Genomic DNA, 15,291 nt, shown 5'->3' with positions numbered 1-15,291 from the left:
TTCAGTCCAGTTCGGAGAGATATTTGCGGGTCAGGATCTTGCTGTCTTCCACGCCCGGCTGATCATAGGCATCCACGCCCATCAGATGGGCCGTGAAGACGGTTTCCAGCATGAAGGACATGAACAGGCGCCCCATGTTTTCCGCGTTCAGGGCATCAATGGTGAGCATACGCACCGGGCGCCCCTTGCTGCGCAGGGTTTCCGCCGTGGCGCGGGCCTGGCAGGTGACGATATCGCCAATGGTGCGCCCGGCCATATAATCCAGGCCGTATTCACGCGCCTGATCCGCCGAGACCACCGGCCCCTTGCCGTGGCTGGGAATGGTGATGAGGGTATAGAACTTGTCGTTCGGGCCATCGGCATAAAGCTGCAACTGGCTGTGCTGATCCACCGGGCCGACGGCGCGGATCGGCGTGGTGCCCTTGCCATCCTTGCCCAGGCTTTCGGCCCAGAGCTGGCCGTGCCAGCGGGTGAAAGGCCGAAGGGCTTCCGCATAGGGCATGAGCTGGACCATGTTCATGCCCTTTTCGCTGGCAAAAGTGTGGGCCAGCGCCGCGCCCACCACGGGCATACTGCCTTCGCCGCCGCCGCTGAGCACATGGTTCAGCGTTTGGCTGGCGCCGCCGCGAAAGGCGGTCACGTCCAGCCCGGCCACGGCCACGGGCAACATGCCCACATTGGTCAGCACGCTGAAGCGCCCCCCCACATCGGTGGGATGATCCAGAACCGGGCTGCCCAGCCTGTCCGCATAGGTTCTCAGCGCACGCTCCCCCGGTTCGGTAATGACGGTGAAATGATCCGCCGGATTGGCGGGGCTGGCGGCGCCGACGATCCAGTCATGGGCCGTGATGAGCTGCGCCAGCGTTTCCGCCGTGGAGCCGGATTTGGAAATGGCCAGCACATGGGTGCGGGCGGGGTCCAGATCGGCGAAAAGCCGGTCCATCTCGAACGGGCACAGGCTGTCCGGCGTGTGGATGGTGACAGTGCTCGTCTTGAAGACCCGCGCCAGCGCCAGCGCCGCCTGTGCGCCCAGGCTGGACCCGCCGGTGCCCAGAACGATCAGGTCGCTGGCCTGCTGGCGGATACGCTCGGCGGCGGCGGCGATGGCATCCAGATCCGCCTGTTCCCCGGCCCGGTTGGCAAAGCCGGGCATGTCCTTTTCGAAGGTGTGCAGCCAGTCCGTCAGCCGGGCCAGATTGGCCCCGAACCGTTCCGCCACGCCCAGTTCCTGAAGAGTGTCATCCAGCTTGCCCCCGCCCAGGGAATAATCGATCATGCCGCCCCCATCTGAAATATCCATAAAACCCGTGCCCATGAAATCCGCGCCGCTTTTCGGGTGAAGTGTGCCCGCCTCAGGGGGCGGATTTCCCTTTGACGGTACTGAACACAATGTGCGGCTGCGGATCAAGCCTGTTGACGGGGGCTGACCGCGATTCGAAGCCGCCCGTGTCGTTCCGTTACCACTTATTCAGGCGGGCTTCGGGCGAACAGCTTATGGGCAATCGAAAGGCGCCTCTGAAGCTGTTGGTTTCGGTTCCGCTGCAAAAGGCACGGCCCGGAAAGCGCCGATCCGTATTCTTCAGGCGGCCCTGGTCAACAGGGGTGAAGTTCAGGTTCTGCCATTCTTCGAACAGAAGGCCCGGATCATCGAGCATACTGTTGGCAAAGGCCCGGTGCCGGCCCCCGTCCCGGTTCTTGATGCGGCCAGTGATCACATTATTGGCGATGGTGGCAAAGCTGCCATTGAAGCGCACATCCACGCCGCGGGTGTTCAGGATGGTGTTGTGCAGGATCTGGCTGTTGGCGGCATTGTTCAGATAGATGCCCACATCATTGGGGCAGTTCATGATCACATTGTTGCGGATGATGCCGCGCGTGTGTTCGATCCGGCACAGCCGCCCTTCGCAGAAATCGGGATTGGTGGTGCCGCCGCCGCCCAGCGACAGGCCGAGCCGTGTGCTGCCCCGGTGTTTCCACTCGCACATCACCAGATTGCGTTCCATCACCCCGTCATAGCTGTTGCCCTTGAAGAAGGCGGCATAGCTGACGCGGTTGCCTTCGGTCTTGGCGAAATCGGCGATCATATTATCCCGCAATATCCAGCGGCGCCCGCCCACCACGTCCACCACGGTAACGGACTTGCGGGTTTCCCGCGGTGATTCGTTGATCATCACATTGCCCGCGATGACCACATCGTCGGGGAAGACCTGTTGCCCGTCGATGATTTCGCCATTGCCCTTTATGGCGGCATTGAAGTTGCGCAGTCGATTGTCCCGGATCACCACGCCGTCCGCATTGCCGGATAGATGAATGGCATGGTCACACCAGCCATGGCGCGGGCAGGTGCCGTTGATGTCCAGATTCTCGAACACCCAGTTGGCGCCGGTCACGTGAAAGACCGTCATCATGCGGGCATTCAGGGTAACCGTCCCGCGTGTTTCCGCCCGCACGGTGATGGGGCTTTCCGGCGTGCCGCTGGCGCTGGCCTTGATCTTTTTCCCTTCCAGCGCATAATCGCCGGGCGCGAGAAGCAGCGTGTCGCCCGCCTCGGCCTCCCGCACGGCGAGGCGCAGCCCCTCGGCGTCGAAGATCGTGCGTTCCTCCGCCATCAGCGCCCCGCCCCGCAGCAGCATCAGGCCCAACCCGGCCATCACGGCGATGCGCCGGAACAGGCCGGCTTTGGGGATATGGGGGAGCTGGCTGATGCTGAGGCTGGCGGACACTTTAGCTTTTCTCCATCTGCACGTTTATCGCGTGTAGGGCGCTGGATTTTTATTCATGCTTTCAGATTATGACGCGATTTGCCGCCTTGTCGAGAGGGGGCGGGACGAATAGCCCTCAAACAGGCGCCCAGGCTGTCAGGGCCATGCTCTTGCCAAAATCGTGCAAGGGGGGCAGACAGGGAGCCCCGGCGCATCAGCCCGCCGCTTTTTCGGAGAGTCCGCCGCCATGACAACCACATCACAGTCGCAAAGTCAGCAAGCCGGATGGGGCGAGGGCACCCGGCCCGTCAATGTGCTGTTTCTGGCGCTGGCGCAGGCGGGTTTCCTGTGCTCCAGCATGGCGGGCGTAGCCTATGCCGGGCTGGCGGGGGCCATGCTGGCCTCGGATGCGGCGCTGGCCACGGTGCCGGTTTTTGTCATCAACAGTTTCAATGCCATCGCCACGGTGCCGCTGTCGCTGCTGATGGCGCGCACTTCCCGCCGGACGGGATATTTTCTCGGCGCCGGTTCGGGCGTGCTGGGGGCGCTGATCGTGGCGCTGGCGATCCGGCAGGGCAGCTTCGGCCTGATGCTGGTGGGCGCGGCGGGCATGGGGGTGTTTCATGCTGCCGGGCAGTATTTCCGCTATGGCGCCGCGGAAAGCGTGGGCGCCCATCAGCGGGCGCGCGCCATCAGCCTGGTTCTGGTGGGGGGCATTCTGGCCGCCCTGATCGTGCCGGGGCTGAGCGAAGCCTTCAACGCCGCCTTTCTGCCCTACAGCTTCATGGGCGTGTTCCTGTTCGTGGCGCTGGCGGCGGCGTTGACCTTCGTGCCGCTGGCGTTTTATCGCCCGGTCGATCCCGCCCATACCGCGCCGCCGGTGGCGGAGGGGGGCACTGAGGACCGGCGGGACAGGCCGCTCAGCCGGATCGTGGTTACGCCGGGCTTTCTGGTGGCGGTGCTGAACGCGGGGCTCGGCTATGCCATGATGAGCTTCATGATGACCGCCACGCCGCTGGCCATGGCGGGGTGCGGCTTTGGCAGCGGCCAGAGCACGCAGGTGATTCAGGGCCATGTACTGGCCATGTTCATTCCCAGCCTGTTCACCGGCGGCCTGATCGCCCGGCTGGGTGTGAAGCCGGTGCTGCTGCTCGGCCACGGGCTGTTCGCGCTGTCGTTGCTGGCGGCGCTGGACGGAGTGGCGCTGGCCAATTTCTCGGTGTCGCTGATCCTGCTGGGCGTGGCGTGGAATTTCACCTTTGTGGGGGGCACCAGCCTGCTGACCCGTGTGCATGGACCGAAGGAAACGGGCCGCGTGCAGGGGGCGGGGGAACTGGTTGTGTTCACCCTGTCGGCCACGGGGTCCTTTGCCTCCGGGGTGGTGTTGCGCTATTTCGGCTGGGAAAGCGTGGCGGGTGCCTCCTTCGCCCTGTTGGCGGTGGTGGCGCTTGTGACCATCATTTATGTGATGAGCGGTGCCCGCCCGGCGCCGCGCACCGTGCCCTGAAACGGGTGCGCATGAAGGGAGAGACCCCATGCTGATTCTGCTTTCCCCGGCCAAAAAGCTGGATTTCGACAGCGAGAACCTTGCCGACAGCACCCGCGCGCCCGCATTTTTGCAGGAAGCCGCCCCGCTGATCGAGCGGGCCAGGGCGATGACACCCGCCGACCTGAAGCGGCTCATGGGCATATCGGATGCGCTGGCCGAATTGAACGTGCGCCGCTTTCAGGCCATGGAAACGCCGTTTACCGCCGCCAATGCCCGCCCCGCGCTGGATGCTTTTCGCGGTGACGTGTATCAGGGCCTGGATGCGGACAGCATGAGCGCGGACGACCGGACGGCGGCGGACAAGCGCCTGCGCATCCTGTCGGGCCTGTATGGCATGTTGCGACCGCTGGACCTGATGCAGGCTTACCGCCTTGAAATGGGGACAAAATTTCCCAATCCCGACGGGGAAGACCTGTACGCCTTCTGGCGGCCCCGGCTGGCGGATGCGCTGGTGGCGGACCTGTCGGATCACGCGGATCGCACCATCGTCAACCTGGCGTCCAACGAATATGCTTCCGCCGTGGACATGGACCGCCTGCGCGCGGCGGGTGTGCGTGTGATCACCCCGGTTTTCAAGGAAGTGAAAGACGGCAAGGCCCGCGTGCTGGCCTTTTTCGCCAAGAAGGCGCGGGGCATGATGGCCCGCTATGCGGTGGACGGGCGACTCGTGCACGCGGAGGATCTGAAAGTCTTTGATCGCGGTGGATACAGCTTCGATCCCGACACCTCCGGCGATACCGAGTGGCTGTTCACCCGCCCGCAGCCGCCGAAAAAGGGCTGATTGATGCGCCCTGGGGCGCGGGCACTTCGACAAGACGGCTTTCCTGCCCTATAATCCGCCGGGAGAGTGATCCAACTTCAGGCTGAGGGAGCAGGCCAGTGAAATTTTCCCTGAACGGCGAAACCGTGCGGTTCGACGGCGACGGCGAGATGCCGCTTCTCTGGTATCTGCGCGATCTGGCGGGCATGACCGGCACCAAGTTCGGCTGTGGCAAGGGCCTGTGCGGGTCCTGTACCGTCCATCTGGACGGCGGCGCGGTGCGATCCTGCCAGACCCCCATGAGCAGCCTTGAGGACGGCGCCGAGGTGACCACCATCGAAGGGCTGGCCAGCGGGGATGGTCTGCATCCGGTGCAGGAAGCCTGGATCGCCCATGACGTGCCCCAGTGCGGCTATTGCCAGGCGGGCCAGATCATGCAGGCGGCGGCCCTGCTCAGCGATAATCCCGCCCCGTCGGACGACGAGATCGAAAACGCCATGTGGGGCAATCTCTGCCGCTGCGGCACCTATCAGCGCATTCGCAAGGCGATCAGGGCGGCCAGCAATGGCAATGGCGGTGACACGGGGGCAGACAGCGCCGCAACCGGACCTGCCGGAACCGAGACGACAGGGGAAACGGCATGACCGACACACTGGAAAAACTTGGCGCCGCCCCTACCCGGCGCGGCGTGTTGCAGGGGCTGGTGGCCGCGGGCGGTCTGGTGCTGGCGGCGCCGGTTTTCGCTGACAAGGTGCGGGCCGAGGCCACCGGCAAGGCCGGCAAGCTGGCCACGTCCGCCTATCTGGCGCTGGATGTGGACGGCACCGCCCATATTTATGTGCACCGGGTGGAAATGGGCCAGGGCAGCCGCACCGGCCTGCCGCAGATCGTGGCGGACGAACTGGGCGCGGCATGGGACCGGCTGCATCTGGTGCCCGCCTATGGGGACAAGAAGTTCGGCGATCAGAATACCGATGGCTCCACATCCATCCGCAAATTCTATGAAGCCTTCCGTCGCACCGGCGCGGCGGCGCGCATGATGCTGGAACGCGCCGCGGCGGATGCCTGGGGCGTGTCGCCCGACCGGGTGCGGGCAGCGAATCACACGCTCACCAATCTGGACAGCGGCGAAACGGCGCCCTTTGCCGACTTCGTGGCCGCCGCCGCCCGGCTGGACGTGCCGAAGGACGATGCCCTTGTGTTCCGCAAACCGTCGGAGCGCGCCTATGTGGGCAAGCCGAAACGCATTGTGGACATGATGGATATTGTCACCGGCCAGACCCGTTTCGGGCAGGATGCGGTCATGGAAGACATGCTCTATGCCGTGGCCGCCCGGCCCGATGAGCTGGATGCCCGGCTGGATGGCTATGACCGGGAAGCCGCGCTGGCCGTGCCGGGGGTGGAAGCGGTGATGGAACTGCCGTCATCGGGGCTGCCCGTGGCGTTCAACCCCATGGGCGGGGTGGCGGTGCTGGCCACCAATACCCATGCAGCCATGAAGGGGCGGGAGGCGCTGAAAGCCCGGTTCAAGAAAGGCCGCTTCAAGGACTGGTCCACCGAGGCGGAGGAAAAAGCGCTCTGGCAATCCATTGACGGCGAGTCCGAGACCAAGCGCGATCGCGGCGACGTGGATGCCGCCATGGCCGACGCGGCGGAAAGCCATTCGGCGGATTATTTCGTGCCTTATCACAGCCATGTGCCCATGGAGCCGCCCGCCGCGCTGGCCTTCTGGCAGGACGACGGCGATGGCCGGAAGCGGCTGCACATCCATGCCCCCTGCCAGGACCCGCAGGCGGTGCAGAGCACGGTGGCGCCCTTTGTGGATGAAAAGGCCGAGGACATTTACGTGGAGGCGACGCTGCTGGGCGGCGCGTTCGGGCGCAAGTCCAAGCCGGATTTCTGCGCCGAGGCGGCGGTGCTGGCCAAACAGGCGGGCCGCCCGGTGAAGATGGTGTGGACGCGCGAAGACGACGTGATGCACGACTATTATCACGCCATCGCGGCCCAGCGTGTTCAGGCCGGTCTGGACGGCGAGGGCAGGGTCACCGCCTATCGCCACAAGGCGGTCTATCCCTCCATCGGCTGGACCTTCAGCACGGACAACAAGGGGCCGGCGGATTTCGAACTGTCGTTGGGGTTGCTGGATGTGCCGTTCGAGACCCCCAATCTGCGGATCGAGCGGGGCTTTCACACCAACAGCACGCGCATTGGCTGGCTGCGTTCGGTGAACAATATTCAGCAGGCGTTCGCCATCGGATCGTTCGTGGACGAACTGGCCCACAAGCGCGGCGTGGACCCGGTGGACCAGTGGCTGGAGATGATCGGCTCCGATCGGGTGGTGGACCCCAAGGCCGAGGGTGCCCCCTATAGCAATTATGGTGAAGACCCGGCCCGCTTTCCGATTCAGACAGCGCGGCTGAAGGGCGTGCTGAAAAAAGCCGCTGACATGGCGGGTTGGGGCCGCGATCCGGGCGAGAACCGGGGCCTTGGCATTGCCGTGCATCGCAGCTTTGTCAGCTATGTGGCCTGCGCCATGGAAGTGGTGGTGGATAATGGCCAGCTTTCCATTCCGCGCGCCTGGATGGCGGTGGATTGCGGCCTGGCCATCAACCCGGATCGGGTGCGCGCCCAGATGGAAGGGGCGGTGGTGTTCGCGCTGAGCCATGCGCTTTACGGCGAGATCACCGCAAAGGACGGCGTGATACAGCAGGACAATTTCGACAGCTATCGCATTGCCCGCATCAGCGATGCGCCGGAGGTGGAGACCGCCATCATGCCGATGGACGATCAGCCCCCCGGCGGTGTGGGGGAACCCGGCGTGCCGCCGGTGGCGCCCGCGCTGGCCAATGCGATTTTCCAGGCCACCGGCAAGCGCCTGCGCCGGCTGCCCGTGGGGGATCAGCTTACGGCCTGACGGCGGCGTGGTTGTTGGCCCCGGCTTGTGTGTGCCGGATATTTCATGCCGAAAAAGGCCATTTTTCCTGGCCACGCCAGAGGAATGTGACCGTTTTTGGGCAAAATCCCCCTTGGAAGCCCCCGAAAAGATGTGGCAGGGGGAATACTGCAAGAATGATGGAAAGGAGATTGATGATGAATTTCGCTAAGCTGATGGGTGCGAGCGCTCTGGCTCTTGGACTGGTGCTGACTCCTGCCGTGGCAGCACAGCAGGGGCAACAGGGTCAGGCTCCGGCGCCGCAGACCAAGGCACCGAGCACTGAACAGGTCATGAAGATGGACCTGAAAGCCTATGCGCGCACGGCCATTGAACTGCAAAAGATCAACAACAAGCACGCGCAGAAATTCCAGCAGGCTGAAGGCCAAGAGGAAAAGCAGCAGATTCAGCAGAAGATGCGCCAGAAAATGGTTGGGGCCATCAAGGAAGGCGGCCTGACGCTGGAAAGCTACAACACCATCGCCACCGCGGCCAAGCAGGACAAGAAAGTCTATGAAAAAGTCATGGGCTATGTGAAGGAATTCCAGAACGCGGAATAAGACACAGCGCAGTTCGGAATTTTCTGAATATCAAAGGCGTCGGGTGATCCACCCGGCGCCTTTTTCATTCGGGCCTTTTCGCTTGGCCTGTTTCGTGCGGTCAGTAATTGCATTCCCGGAATACGCGGGTCACATCGCCGCCCCAGTCCGTGTGGAACTTGCGCAGCAGCGTATCCGCCGGGCTTTCGCCATTTTCCACCGTCAGCCAGAGACTGTGCAGAAAGGCGGTTTCGTCCTCTTTCTCCGAAGACAGGAAACCGCGCCGTTTCAGGCCGCCTTCGGCAATGGTCAGCACGCGGCGGCTGAGATCCTGAAAGTTTTCCCCGCGAATTTCGGTGGCCAGCCCCAGCCGGGGCACATCGGCGCGCATGGTCTCGCGCTCTTCGTCCGTCCAGTCCTTCACCAGATCCCAGGCCGCGTCCTGTGCCTGCCGGTCATACAGAAGGCCCACCCACAAGGCGGGCAGGGCGCACAGCCGCGACCACGGCCCCCCATCCGCGCCGCGCATTTCCAGAAAGGTTTTCAGGCGCACTTCCGGGAAAATGGTGGTCAGATGGTCGTCGAAATCCTTCAGCGTTGGCTTCTCGCCCGGCCATGCGGGCAGCTTTCCGGCCATGAAATCCCGGAAGCTCTGGCCGGAACAGTCAATGAAACGGCCTTCGCGCTGGATGAAATACATCGGCACATCCAGCACATAATCGATATAGCGTTCAAAGCCGAAACCGTCCTCGAACACGAAGGGCAACATGCCGGTGCGGTCTGGGTCCGTATCGGTCCAAACCTGGCTTCTCAGCGACCGCAGGCCGGAGGGGCGCCCCTCCTTGAAAGGGGAATTGGCGAACAGGGCGGTGGTCAGCGGTTGCAGGGCCAGGCCGATGCGGAATTTTTTCACCATGTCCGATTCGTCGGCGAAATCCAGGTTCACCTGAACGGTGCAGGTGCGCAGCATCATGTCCAGCCCCAGCGTGCCGCGCTTGGGCATATAGGCGCGCATGATGTCATAGCGCCCCTTGGGCATGACCGGCACGTCCTCGCGCTTCAGCGTGGGATGAAAGCCGAGCCCCAGAAAGCCCACGCCCAGCGTTTCGCCGATTTCCTTGGCAATGTGCAGATGGTCGCTGGTCTCCGCGCAGGTCTGGTGAAGGTCCACCAGCGGCGCGCCGGAAAGCTCGAACTGGCCGCCGGGTTCCAGCGTGATGGAAGCGCCGTTCTGCTTGGCGGCGATCAGCTTGCCGTCTTCCGTGACCGGCTCGAATCCCCGCTCCGCGAAGGCTTGCAGCACATCGCGGATGCCGGGGCGGTCGCCGCTGCCCTCATAGGCCAGCGGCGCCAGCGTATCCTGATGGAAAACGAATTTCTCGTGTTCCGAACCGATGCGCCAATCCGCGGGATCGGGCAGGCTGCCACGCTCCAGATGGGCGACCAGATCGGTCTTGTCCTCAATGATGTGTGATGTGTCCATATCAGGCCGCCCCGCAAAAGGTTAATGTGGCTATGGGTAGGGCGGTCAAAGGGGATAATCAAGCCCGTATGCGCTCACCTTGGCGTGACCGCCCAGTCGCCAAGGGCCGCCTGCCACAGCGACAGGGCCGCCATTGCCGCCGTATCGGCGCGCAGCAGCCGGGGGCCAAGACTGACCGGTACCACATGGGGCAGGCGGTGGATCGCGTCCCGCTCCGCCGGGTCGAACCCGCCTTCCGGCCCGATCAGAATGCCCCACGGGCCGGGCGTTTCGGGATCGAAACGGGTGAGCGCGTCCAGCGCCGGGCGGCCGCTCAGGTCTTCGTCGCAGAACATCAGGTGCCGGTCATGGGGCCAGGCCGCCAGAAGATCGTCCAGCCTTGTGGGCTCATCCACCCGCGGCAGGCTCAGCCGTTCGCACTGTTCGGCGGCTTCCCGTGCATTGGCGGCGAGACGGTCGGTCTTCACCCGGTCCACCTGGGTGCGCCGGGTCATGACCGGCATCAGGCGGGCGGCGCCAAGCTCCGTGGCTTTCTGGGCCACAAAGTCGATGCGTGCCTTCTTGATCGGGGCAAAGGCCAGCCAGATATCCGGCTCTGGTCGCTGCCCGCGCCTGAGGGACAGCACGGCCAGTTCCACCGCCTTCTTGTTCACCCCGGTGATCTGCGCCAGCCACTCCCCGTCCCGGCCATTGAACAGGCCGATCTGCTCGCCGGGGCGGGCACGCAGCACATGGGCCAGATAATGGCTCTGGTCCTTATCAAGATGGATGGGGCCGGTGCCCGGCAGATCGTTCGTGATGGCCAGGCGGGTCTTGATGTCTGCGCTCATGGCTGTCCTCATGGTGCGGCTTTGGGGGACCATGGGCCGGGCGGGATGCAGCCGTCAAGTCCGCCGCATCCCCGCCTTGTTGCCCGGCATGGCGGTTTGCCCGCTTGACCTTGGCGCGCTGGCTGGCTAGCTGATTGGCATGAGTGAGCACCCCCCCATACGCAAGACGGCTGATGCGGTCGCGGGAAGCTGGGTCTATCGCCATGCCCCGGCGCGGACCCGCCCCTATCTGAAGCTGGCGCGCCTGGATCGCCCCGTGGGTGCGTGGCTGGTGTTGTGGCCGTCGCTCTGGTCGCTGGTGCTGGGGGGATGGGGCGTGCTGCCACCGGCAATGCTGGTGCTGTATGCCACGCTTTTCGCCATCGGGGCGGTGGCCATGCGCGGCGCGGGCTGCACCATCAATGATCTGGCGGATCGCCATATCGATGCGCGGGTGGAGCGTACCCGCGCCCGCCCCCTGCCCGCCGGGGAGGTGAGCGTGACCGGCGCGGTGGCCTTTCTGGGCCTGCAATGCGCGGTGGGGCTGCTGATTCTGGTGCAATTCAACGCCTTTGCCATCGTGCTGGGGGTTGCCTCGGTGGGGCTGGTGGCGCTGTACCCTTTCATGAAGCGGGTGACATACTGGCCGCAGATATGGCTGGGCATGACCATCAACTGGGGCGCGCTGATGGGCTGGGCGGCGGCCCGCGGCAGCCTGGACCCGGCGCCGCTGGTGCTGTATCTGGGCGCGGCCTTCTGGACCATCGGATATGACACCATCTATGCCCATCAGGACCGCGAGGATGACATTCTGGCCGGGGTGAAATCGTCCGCGCTGGCACTGGGGCGGCGCACCCGGCCCGCTGTGGCCCTGTTCTACGGGCTTTTCCTGCTGGCTCTTGCGATCATCGGCCAGCTTGCAAAGCTGCATCCGATCTATTATGCGGGTCTCGTTTTCGCGGGTGCACATCTGATCTGGCAGGTGGCCCGCACCGATATCGACCGCCCGGATCAGTGTCTGACGGTATTCCGGTCCAATATCCGCTTCGGCGCCATCGTGCTCGGCGCCCTTGTGGCGGGGCAGGTGGCCGGGCAGGCACTGTGATCCGGCTGCCGCAGGGCCAAACAGCTTTTAAGGATTTTCCATGAATATCGACAAGATTTCCGCCGGCGCCAATCCGCCGCACGACGTGAACGTGATCATCGAAGTGCCGGTGGGCACCGAGCCCGTCAAATACGAGATGGACAAGGAAAGCGGCGCCCTGATGGTGGACCGCATCATGCACACCGCCATGCGCTATCCCTGCAATTATGGTTTCATTCCCCATACGCTGGCGGATGACGGCGACCCCATCGATGCGCTGCTGGCCAACCGGACCCCGATCATGCCGGGCGCCGTGGTGCGCTGCCGCCCGCTGGGCGTGCTGATGATGCGCGACGAATCGGGGGAGGATGAAAAGCTGCTCATGGTGCCGGTCAGCAAGCTGCACCCCTTTTATGACGATGTGACCAGCTATAAGGAACTGCCGGACATCCTTCTGAACCAGATCCAGCACTTTTTCGAGCATTACAAGGATCTGGAAAATGGCAAATGGGTGGAAGTGGTTGGCTGGGAAGGCCCGGAAAAGGCCGGGGAGCTGATCATGCAGGCGCTTGAAAACGGCAAATAACCGTCGCTGACGGCCCGATTGGCCGGATCACCATGTCCCGGCCCGAAACCATGCAACATCAAAGCCCCGCCCGGCCAGTGCGACCGGGCGGGGCTTTTCTTTTCGGCGGGCCGGGCGCGCGCGGCTTAAAGGATCAGGTCGCCGCGTATGGGTTCGGTCTGGCGCAGCACCCGCTTGAAGGGCACCGGCAGCCGCCGGGTCATGGCCATCATGGCGCGGTCCAGCGGTGCGATGCGCCCCCGCAGGCCCTGAATGGGGCGCGCCGCCGACGGGGTGCTGGGAATCAGGAACATCAGCCCCAGAACGAAGAAGATCAGGCCGAAGGGAATCGGCGTCAACATGCCGAGCAGGCCCACAAGGCACAGCAGGCTGCCGATCAGGCGGCATAGATATTTCATGCGATTAACTCCTGTTATCCGTTCCCGGCACCGGGCCGGGGCTGTCGTGTTGGTGGCTGCCCTGTTCGGCGCAGCCCGTCGCGGGGCGGGGCGGTTTGTTTATCGGCCCGATGTGCGGGTGTTGCCTCCTGCCCCCGGCTTTCTTGCGGTGCAAAATGTTGCACGTGCGAGAAAAGACGGCTATCCCATGCAGTGGGAGTATGGACGCGACCGAGTATAGACGGGGGACACGCAAAAGCCAAGCCGCCGCCAGCGTGGCGGATGGCCTGGCATAGGTGCTTTCCTGTCACGCGCGTTTTAGCAAGGTTCAAGCGTGGGAGACAGCGATGGACAAGGTGTATGACAGCCCGGAAGCGGCGCTGGACGGGCTGCTGAAAGACGGCATGACCCTGATGGCCGGGGGCTTTGGCCTGTGCGGCATACCGGAAAACCTGATTGGCGCCGTGCACAAGGCGGGCGTGAAGGATCTGACCGTCATTTCCAACAATTGCGGGGTGGACGGGTTCGGCCTCGGCATTCTGCTGGACGCGAAACAGATTCGGAAGATGCTCAGCTCCTATGTGGGGGAGAACAAGGAATTCGAGCGCCAGTTCATCGAAGGTGAGCTGGAGCTGGAGTTCAATCCGCAGGGCACGCTGGCGGAGCGCATCCGCGCGGGCGGTGCCGGTATCCCCGGTTTTTACACCAAGACCGGCGTGGGCACCCGCATTGCCGAGGGCAAGGAACTGAAAGAGTTCGACGGCGAGACCTATGTGTTGGAAACCGGCCTGAGGGCGGATGTGAGCATCATCAAGGGCTGGAAAGCCGATACCAGCGGCAATGTGGTCTATAACAAGACGGCCCGGAACTTTAACCCGGAAATGGCCACGGCGGGCAAGATGACCGTGGTGGAAGTGGAAGAGATCGTCGAGCCCGGCGGTCTGGACCCCAATTTCATCCACACCCCCGGCATTTTCATCGACCGGATCGTCAAGGGGTCGTTTGAGAAACGTATCGAAAAGCGCACCGTGCGCGAGCGGGAGGAGGCTTGATTATGCCATGGGATCGCAATGATATGGCCGCCCGCGCGGCAAGGGAACTTCAGGACGGCTTTTATGTGAATCTGGGGATCGGCATTCCCACCCTGGTGGCGAACTATATCCCCGAAGGGATGGACGTGACGCTTCAGTCCGAGAACGGGATGCTGGGCATGGGGCCGTTCCCCTATGAGGACGAGGTGGACCCGGACCTGATCAATGCGGGCAAGCAGACCATCACTTCGCTGCCCCATTCCAGCTTTTTCTCCAATGCCGAGAGCTTCGCCATGATTCGCGGCGGGCACATCGATCTGTGCATTCTGGGCGCCATGGAAGTGGCGGAAAACGGGGATCTGGCCAACTGGATGATCCCCGGCAAGCTGGTCAAGGGCATGGGCGGCGCCATGGACCTGGTGGCCGGCGTGAAGCGCTGCGTGATCGTGATGGACCACACCAACAAGGCGGGCGCGCCCAAGCTGCTGAAGGAATGCACCCTGCCCAAGACCGGCGAGGGCGTGGTGAACCGGATCATCACCAATCTGGGCGTGCTGGATGTGGTGGAAGGCGGCCTGAAAATCGTCGAACTGGCCCATGAGGTCTCCGAAGCGGAAATCCGGGAAAAGACGGAAGCCGCCATTGTGTGACGTTCCGCCCGGTCAGGCGGCGTTGCTCCGCCTGGTCGGGCCGCGCCATGGCCGGTAAGACTGGCCCCGTTCACTCCCAGTCGCACACCGTGACGATGCGGCGGGGGACGCCCTTGGCGTCGAGGGCGCGGCAGACGGCGCCGCGGGCGGTTTTGCGCACCAGACCTTCGGCGAAATAGGTGATCTGGAAATAGCGCGGCGTATCGCTTTTCAGGCCCGCCTGAAATATGGGCCACAGGCTGTCGAGCGTGGGATTGCTGGCGCTCAATTCGCTCAACTGGCAGCCGGTCAGGTCGCGGCCATATTCATCCCGGTGGGCGGTGCCGAAAATGCGCCAGCGGAAATCCTCGCCGCCGGATATCACATCCAGCAGCGTGACGTGTGGCAGCAGGGCGCTGCCGAAAAAGGCGGGGGTCAGGTCGTGGACCTGTAAGGGGCGCCCCAGCGCGGCAACCCGGCTGGCCAGCGTTCTGCCCAGTGCGAAGCCCTGTTCCGGGGCCGCCACATCATCCGGCAACAACAGGGATTCCCCCTCGATCGCTGAAAAATCCGCGACCCGCGGTTGCAGCAGAGGGCCCCCGGATTGCCAGATGTCCGGTGTCTCGCTCTTTGGCATCAAAGAAACTCCTTACGCATCAAAGCACCAGACAAGAGGACACCGGTGCCGACATCCCCTTGTTAACAAATTTTTAACGATTTGCCCAGCGCCCTTCCGGAATTTCCGTGATTTTCCGCCTGTCTCCCGATTCCGCCCATAAAGGTGTGAAGGCGGCGGCGCGGCCCCGCCGG

The 15,291-nt window shown here is 63.8% G+C and carries 15 protein-coding genes; 9 read left to right on the top strand and 6 right to left on the bottom strand.

The genetic code is table 11. From position 1 onward, the window contains the following. Position 1 precedes the first annotated feature (1 nt). Together WGH93_RS08315 and WGH93_RS08310 are read right to left on the bottom strand one after the other, a co-directional pair. Positions 2–1,276, bottom strand: a complete 1,275-nt coding sequence (locus tag WGH93_RS08315) for a phosphoglucose isomerase-related protein (RefSeq protein ID WP_374764414.1) — start codon at positions 1,274–1,276, stop codon at positions 2–4. Between the two features lie 181 nt (positions 1,277–1,457). Continuing rightward, positions 1,458–2,723, bottom strand: coding sequence for a chondroitinase-B domain-containing protein (locus WGH93_RS08310; protein ID WP_374764413.1), 1,266 nt, complete (start codon positions 2,721–2,723; stop codon positions 1,458–1,460). A gap of 226 nt (positions 2,724–2,949) precedes the next feature. On the opposite strand from WGH93_RS08310, the gene WGH93_RS08305 reads away from it, so the two are divergent. The 5 genes from WGH93_RS08305 to WGH93_RS08285 all read left to right on the top strand — a co-directional run bounded on the left by WGH93_RS08305 (position 2,950) and on the right by WGH93_RS08285 (position 8,503). Beyond that, positions 2,950–4,209 (top strand): MFS transporter, encoded by a 1,260-nt coding sequence (locus WGH93_RS08305; RefSeq protein WP_374764412.1) that lies wholly within the window; start codon positions 2,950–2,952, stop codon positions 4,207–4,209. Between the two features lie 28 nt (positions 4,210–4,237). Beyond that, on the top strand, positions 4,238–5,032 hold the full coding sequence (gene yaaA, locus WGH93_RS08300; RefSeq protein ID WP_374764411.1) for a peroxide stress protein YaaA: 795 nt from the start codon (positions 4,238–4,240) through the stop codon (positions 5,030–5,032). 98 nt (positions 5,033–5,130) lie between these two features. Next, complete coding sequence (locus tag WGH93_RS08295; RefSeq protein ID WP_374764410.1) at positions 5,131–5,655, top strand: (2Fe-2S)-binding protein; 525 nt, start codon at positions 5,131–5,133, stop codon at positions 5,653–5,655. Continuing rightward, entirely contained in the window at positions 5,652–7,925 is a 2,274-nt protein-coding gene (locus tag WGH93_RS08290; RefSeq protein WP_374764409.1) for a xanthine dehydrogenase family protein molybdopterin-binding subunit, read from the top strand. The genes WGH93_RS08295 and WGH93_RS08290 overlap by 4 nt, the downstream gene beginning before the upstream one ends. Positions 7,926–8,098: 173 nt before the next feature. Then, positions 8,099–8,503, top strand: coding sequence for a DUF4168 domain-containing protein (locus WGH93_RS08285; RefSeq protein WP_374764408.1), 405 nt, complete (start codon positions 8,099–8,101; stop codon positions 8,501–8,503). 100 nt (positions 8,504–8,603) lie between these two features. On the opposite strand, the gene WGH93_RS08280 is transcribed toward WGH93_RS08285, so the two are convergent. Further along, complete coding sequence (locus tag WGH93_RS08280; protein ID WP_374764407.1) at positions 8,604–9,965, bottom strand: glutamate--cysteine ligase; 1,362 nt, start codon at positions 9,963–9,965, stop codon at positions 8,604–8,606. Positions 9,966–10,039: 74 nt separating this feature from the next. After that, positions 10,040–10,795, bottom strand: coding sequence for a 16S rRNA (uracil(1498)-N(3))-methyltransferase (locus tag WGH93_RS08275; RefSeq protein WP_374764406.1), 756 nt, complete (start codon positions 10,793–10,795; stop codon positions 10,040–10,042). 139 nt (positions 10,796–10,934) lie between these two features. Between WGH93_RS08275 and ubiA the strand changes: the two genes are divergently transcribed. Then, positions 10,935–11,879 (top strand): 4-hydroxybenzoate octaprenyltransferase, encoded by a 945-nt coding sequence (ubiA, locus tag WGH93_RS08270; RefSeq protein ID WP_374764405.1) that lies wholly within the window; start codon positions 10,935–10,937, stop codon positions 11,877–11,879. A 40-nt stretch (positions 11,880–11,919) separates the two neighbouring features. Further along, a complete protein-coding gene (ppa, locus tag WGH93_RS08265) occupies positions 11,920–12,444 on the top strand; it encodes an inorganic diphosphatase (RefSeq protein ID WP_374764404.1) in 525 nt (174 codons plus the stop codon). A gap of 125 nt (positions 12,445–12,569) precedes the next feature. Here ppa and WGH93_RS08260 read toward each other — a convergent pair whose 3' ends face one another. Further along, the gene (locus WGH93_RS08260) at positions 12,570–12,842 is read right to left on the bottom strand and encodes a hypothetical protein (RefSeq protein WP_374764403.1); all 273 of its coding nucleotides are present in this window, start codon (positions 12,840–12,842) and stop codon (positions 12,570–12,572) included. Between the two features lie 326 nt (positions 12,843–13,168). Between WGH93_RS08260 and WGH93_RS08255 the strand changes: the two genes are divergently transcribed. Further along, the gene (locus WGH93_RS08255; RefSeq protein WP_374764402.1) at positions 13,169–13,873 is read left to right on the top strand and encodes a CoA transferase subunit A; all 705 of its coding nucleotides are present in this window, start codon (positions 13,169–13,171) and stop codon (positions 13,871–13,873) included. Positions 13,874–13,875: 2 nt separating this feature from the next. Next, positions 13,876–14,502, top strand: a complete 627-nt coding sequence (locus WGH93_RS08250) for a CoA transferase subunit B (RefSeq protein WP_374764401.1) — start codon at positions 13,876–13,878, stop codon at positions 14,500–14,502. Between the two features lie 70 nt (positions 14,503–14,572). Here the strand turns inward: WGH93_RS08250 and WGH93_RS08245 are convergent, their stop codons facing one another. After that, positions 14,573–15,118: a PAS domain-containing protein gene (locus WGH93_RS08245; protein WP_374764400.1), complete on the bottom strand. Its 546-nt coding sequence runs from the start codon at positions 15,116–15,118 to the stop codon at positions 14,573–14,575. Positions 15,119–15,291: the final 173 nt, after the last annotated feature.

The organism is Yunchengibacter salinarum, assembly GCF_037658235.1.
Taxonomy (GTDB): Bacteria; Pseudomonadota; Alphaproteobacteria; order Sphingomonadales; family Kordiimonadaceae; genus Yunchengibacter; species Yunchengibacter salinarum.
The sequence above is the reverse complement of the archived record's forward strand: the minus strand, read 5'-3'. Positions and strand labels throughout refer to the sequence as shown.

Excerpts from the sequence above, each read along its gene's own strand:
- WGH93_RS08280 (WP_374764407.1), bottom strand. The coding sequence starts at position 9,965 with ATGGACACATCACACATCATTGAGGACAAGACCGATCTGGTCGCCCAT.
- WGH93_RS08245 (WP_374764400.1), bottom strand. The coding sequence starts at position 15,118 with ATGCCAAAGAGCGAGACACCGGACATCTGGCAATCCGGGGGCCCTCTG.
- ubiA (WP_374764405.1), top strand. The coding sequence starts at position 10,935 with ATGAGTGAGCACCCCCCCATACGCAAGACGGCTGATGCGGTCGCGGGA.
- WGH93_RS08315 (WP_374764414.1), bottom strand. The coding sequence starts at position 1,276 with ATGATCGATTATTCCCTGGGCGGGGGCAAGCTGGATGACACTCTTCAG.
- WGH93_RS08305 (WP_374764412.1), top strand. The coding sequence starts at position 2,950 with ATGACAACCACATCACAGTCGCAAAGTCAGCAAGCCGGATGGGGCGAG.
- yaaA (WP_374764411.1), top strand. The coding sequence starts at position 4,238 with ATGCTGATTCTGCTTTCCCCGGCCAAAAAGCTGGATTTCGACAGCGAG.
- ppa (WP_374764404.1), top strand. The coding sequence starts at position 11,920 with ATGAATATCGACAAGATTTCCGCCGGCGCCAATCCGCCGCACGACGTG.
- WGH93_RS08260 (WP_374764403.1), bottom strand. The coding sequence starts at position 12,842 with ATGAAATATCTATGCCGCCTGATCGGCAGCCTGCTGTGCCTTGTGGGC.
- WGH93_RS08275 (WP_374764406.1), bottom strand. The coding sequence starts at position 10,795 with ATGAGCGCAGACATCAAGACCCGCCTGGCCATCACGAACGATCTGCCG.
- WGH93_RS08250 (WP_374764401.1), top strand. The coding sequence starts at position 13,876 with ATGCCATGGGATCGCAATGATATGGCCGCCCGCGCGGCAAGGGAACTT.
- WGH93_RS08290 (WP_374764409.1), top strand. The coding sequence starts at position 5,652 with ATGACCGACACACTGGAAAAACTTGGCGCCGCCCCTACCCGGCGCGGC.
- WGH93_RS08285 (WP_374764408.1), top strand. The coding sequence starts at position 8,099 with ATGATGAATTTCGCTAAGCTGATGGGTGCGAGCGCTCTGGCTCTTGGA.
- WGH93_RS08255 (WP_374764402.1), top strand. The coding sequence starts at position 13,169 with ATGGACAAGGTGTATGACAGCCCGGAAGCGGCGCTGGACGGGCTGCTG.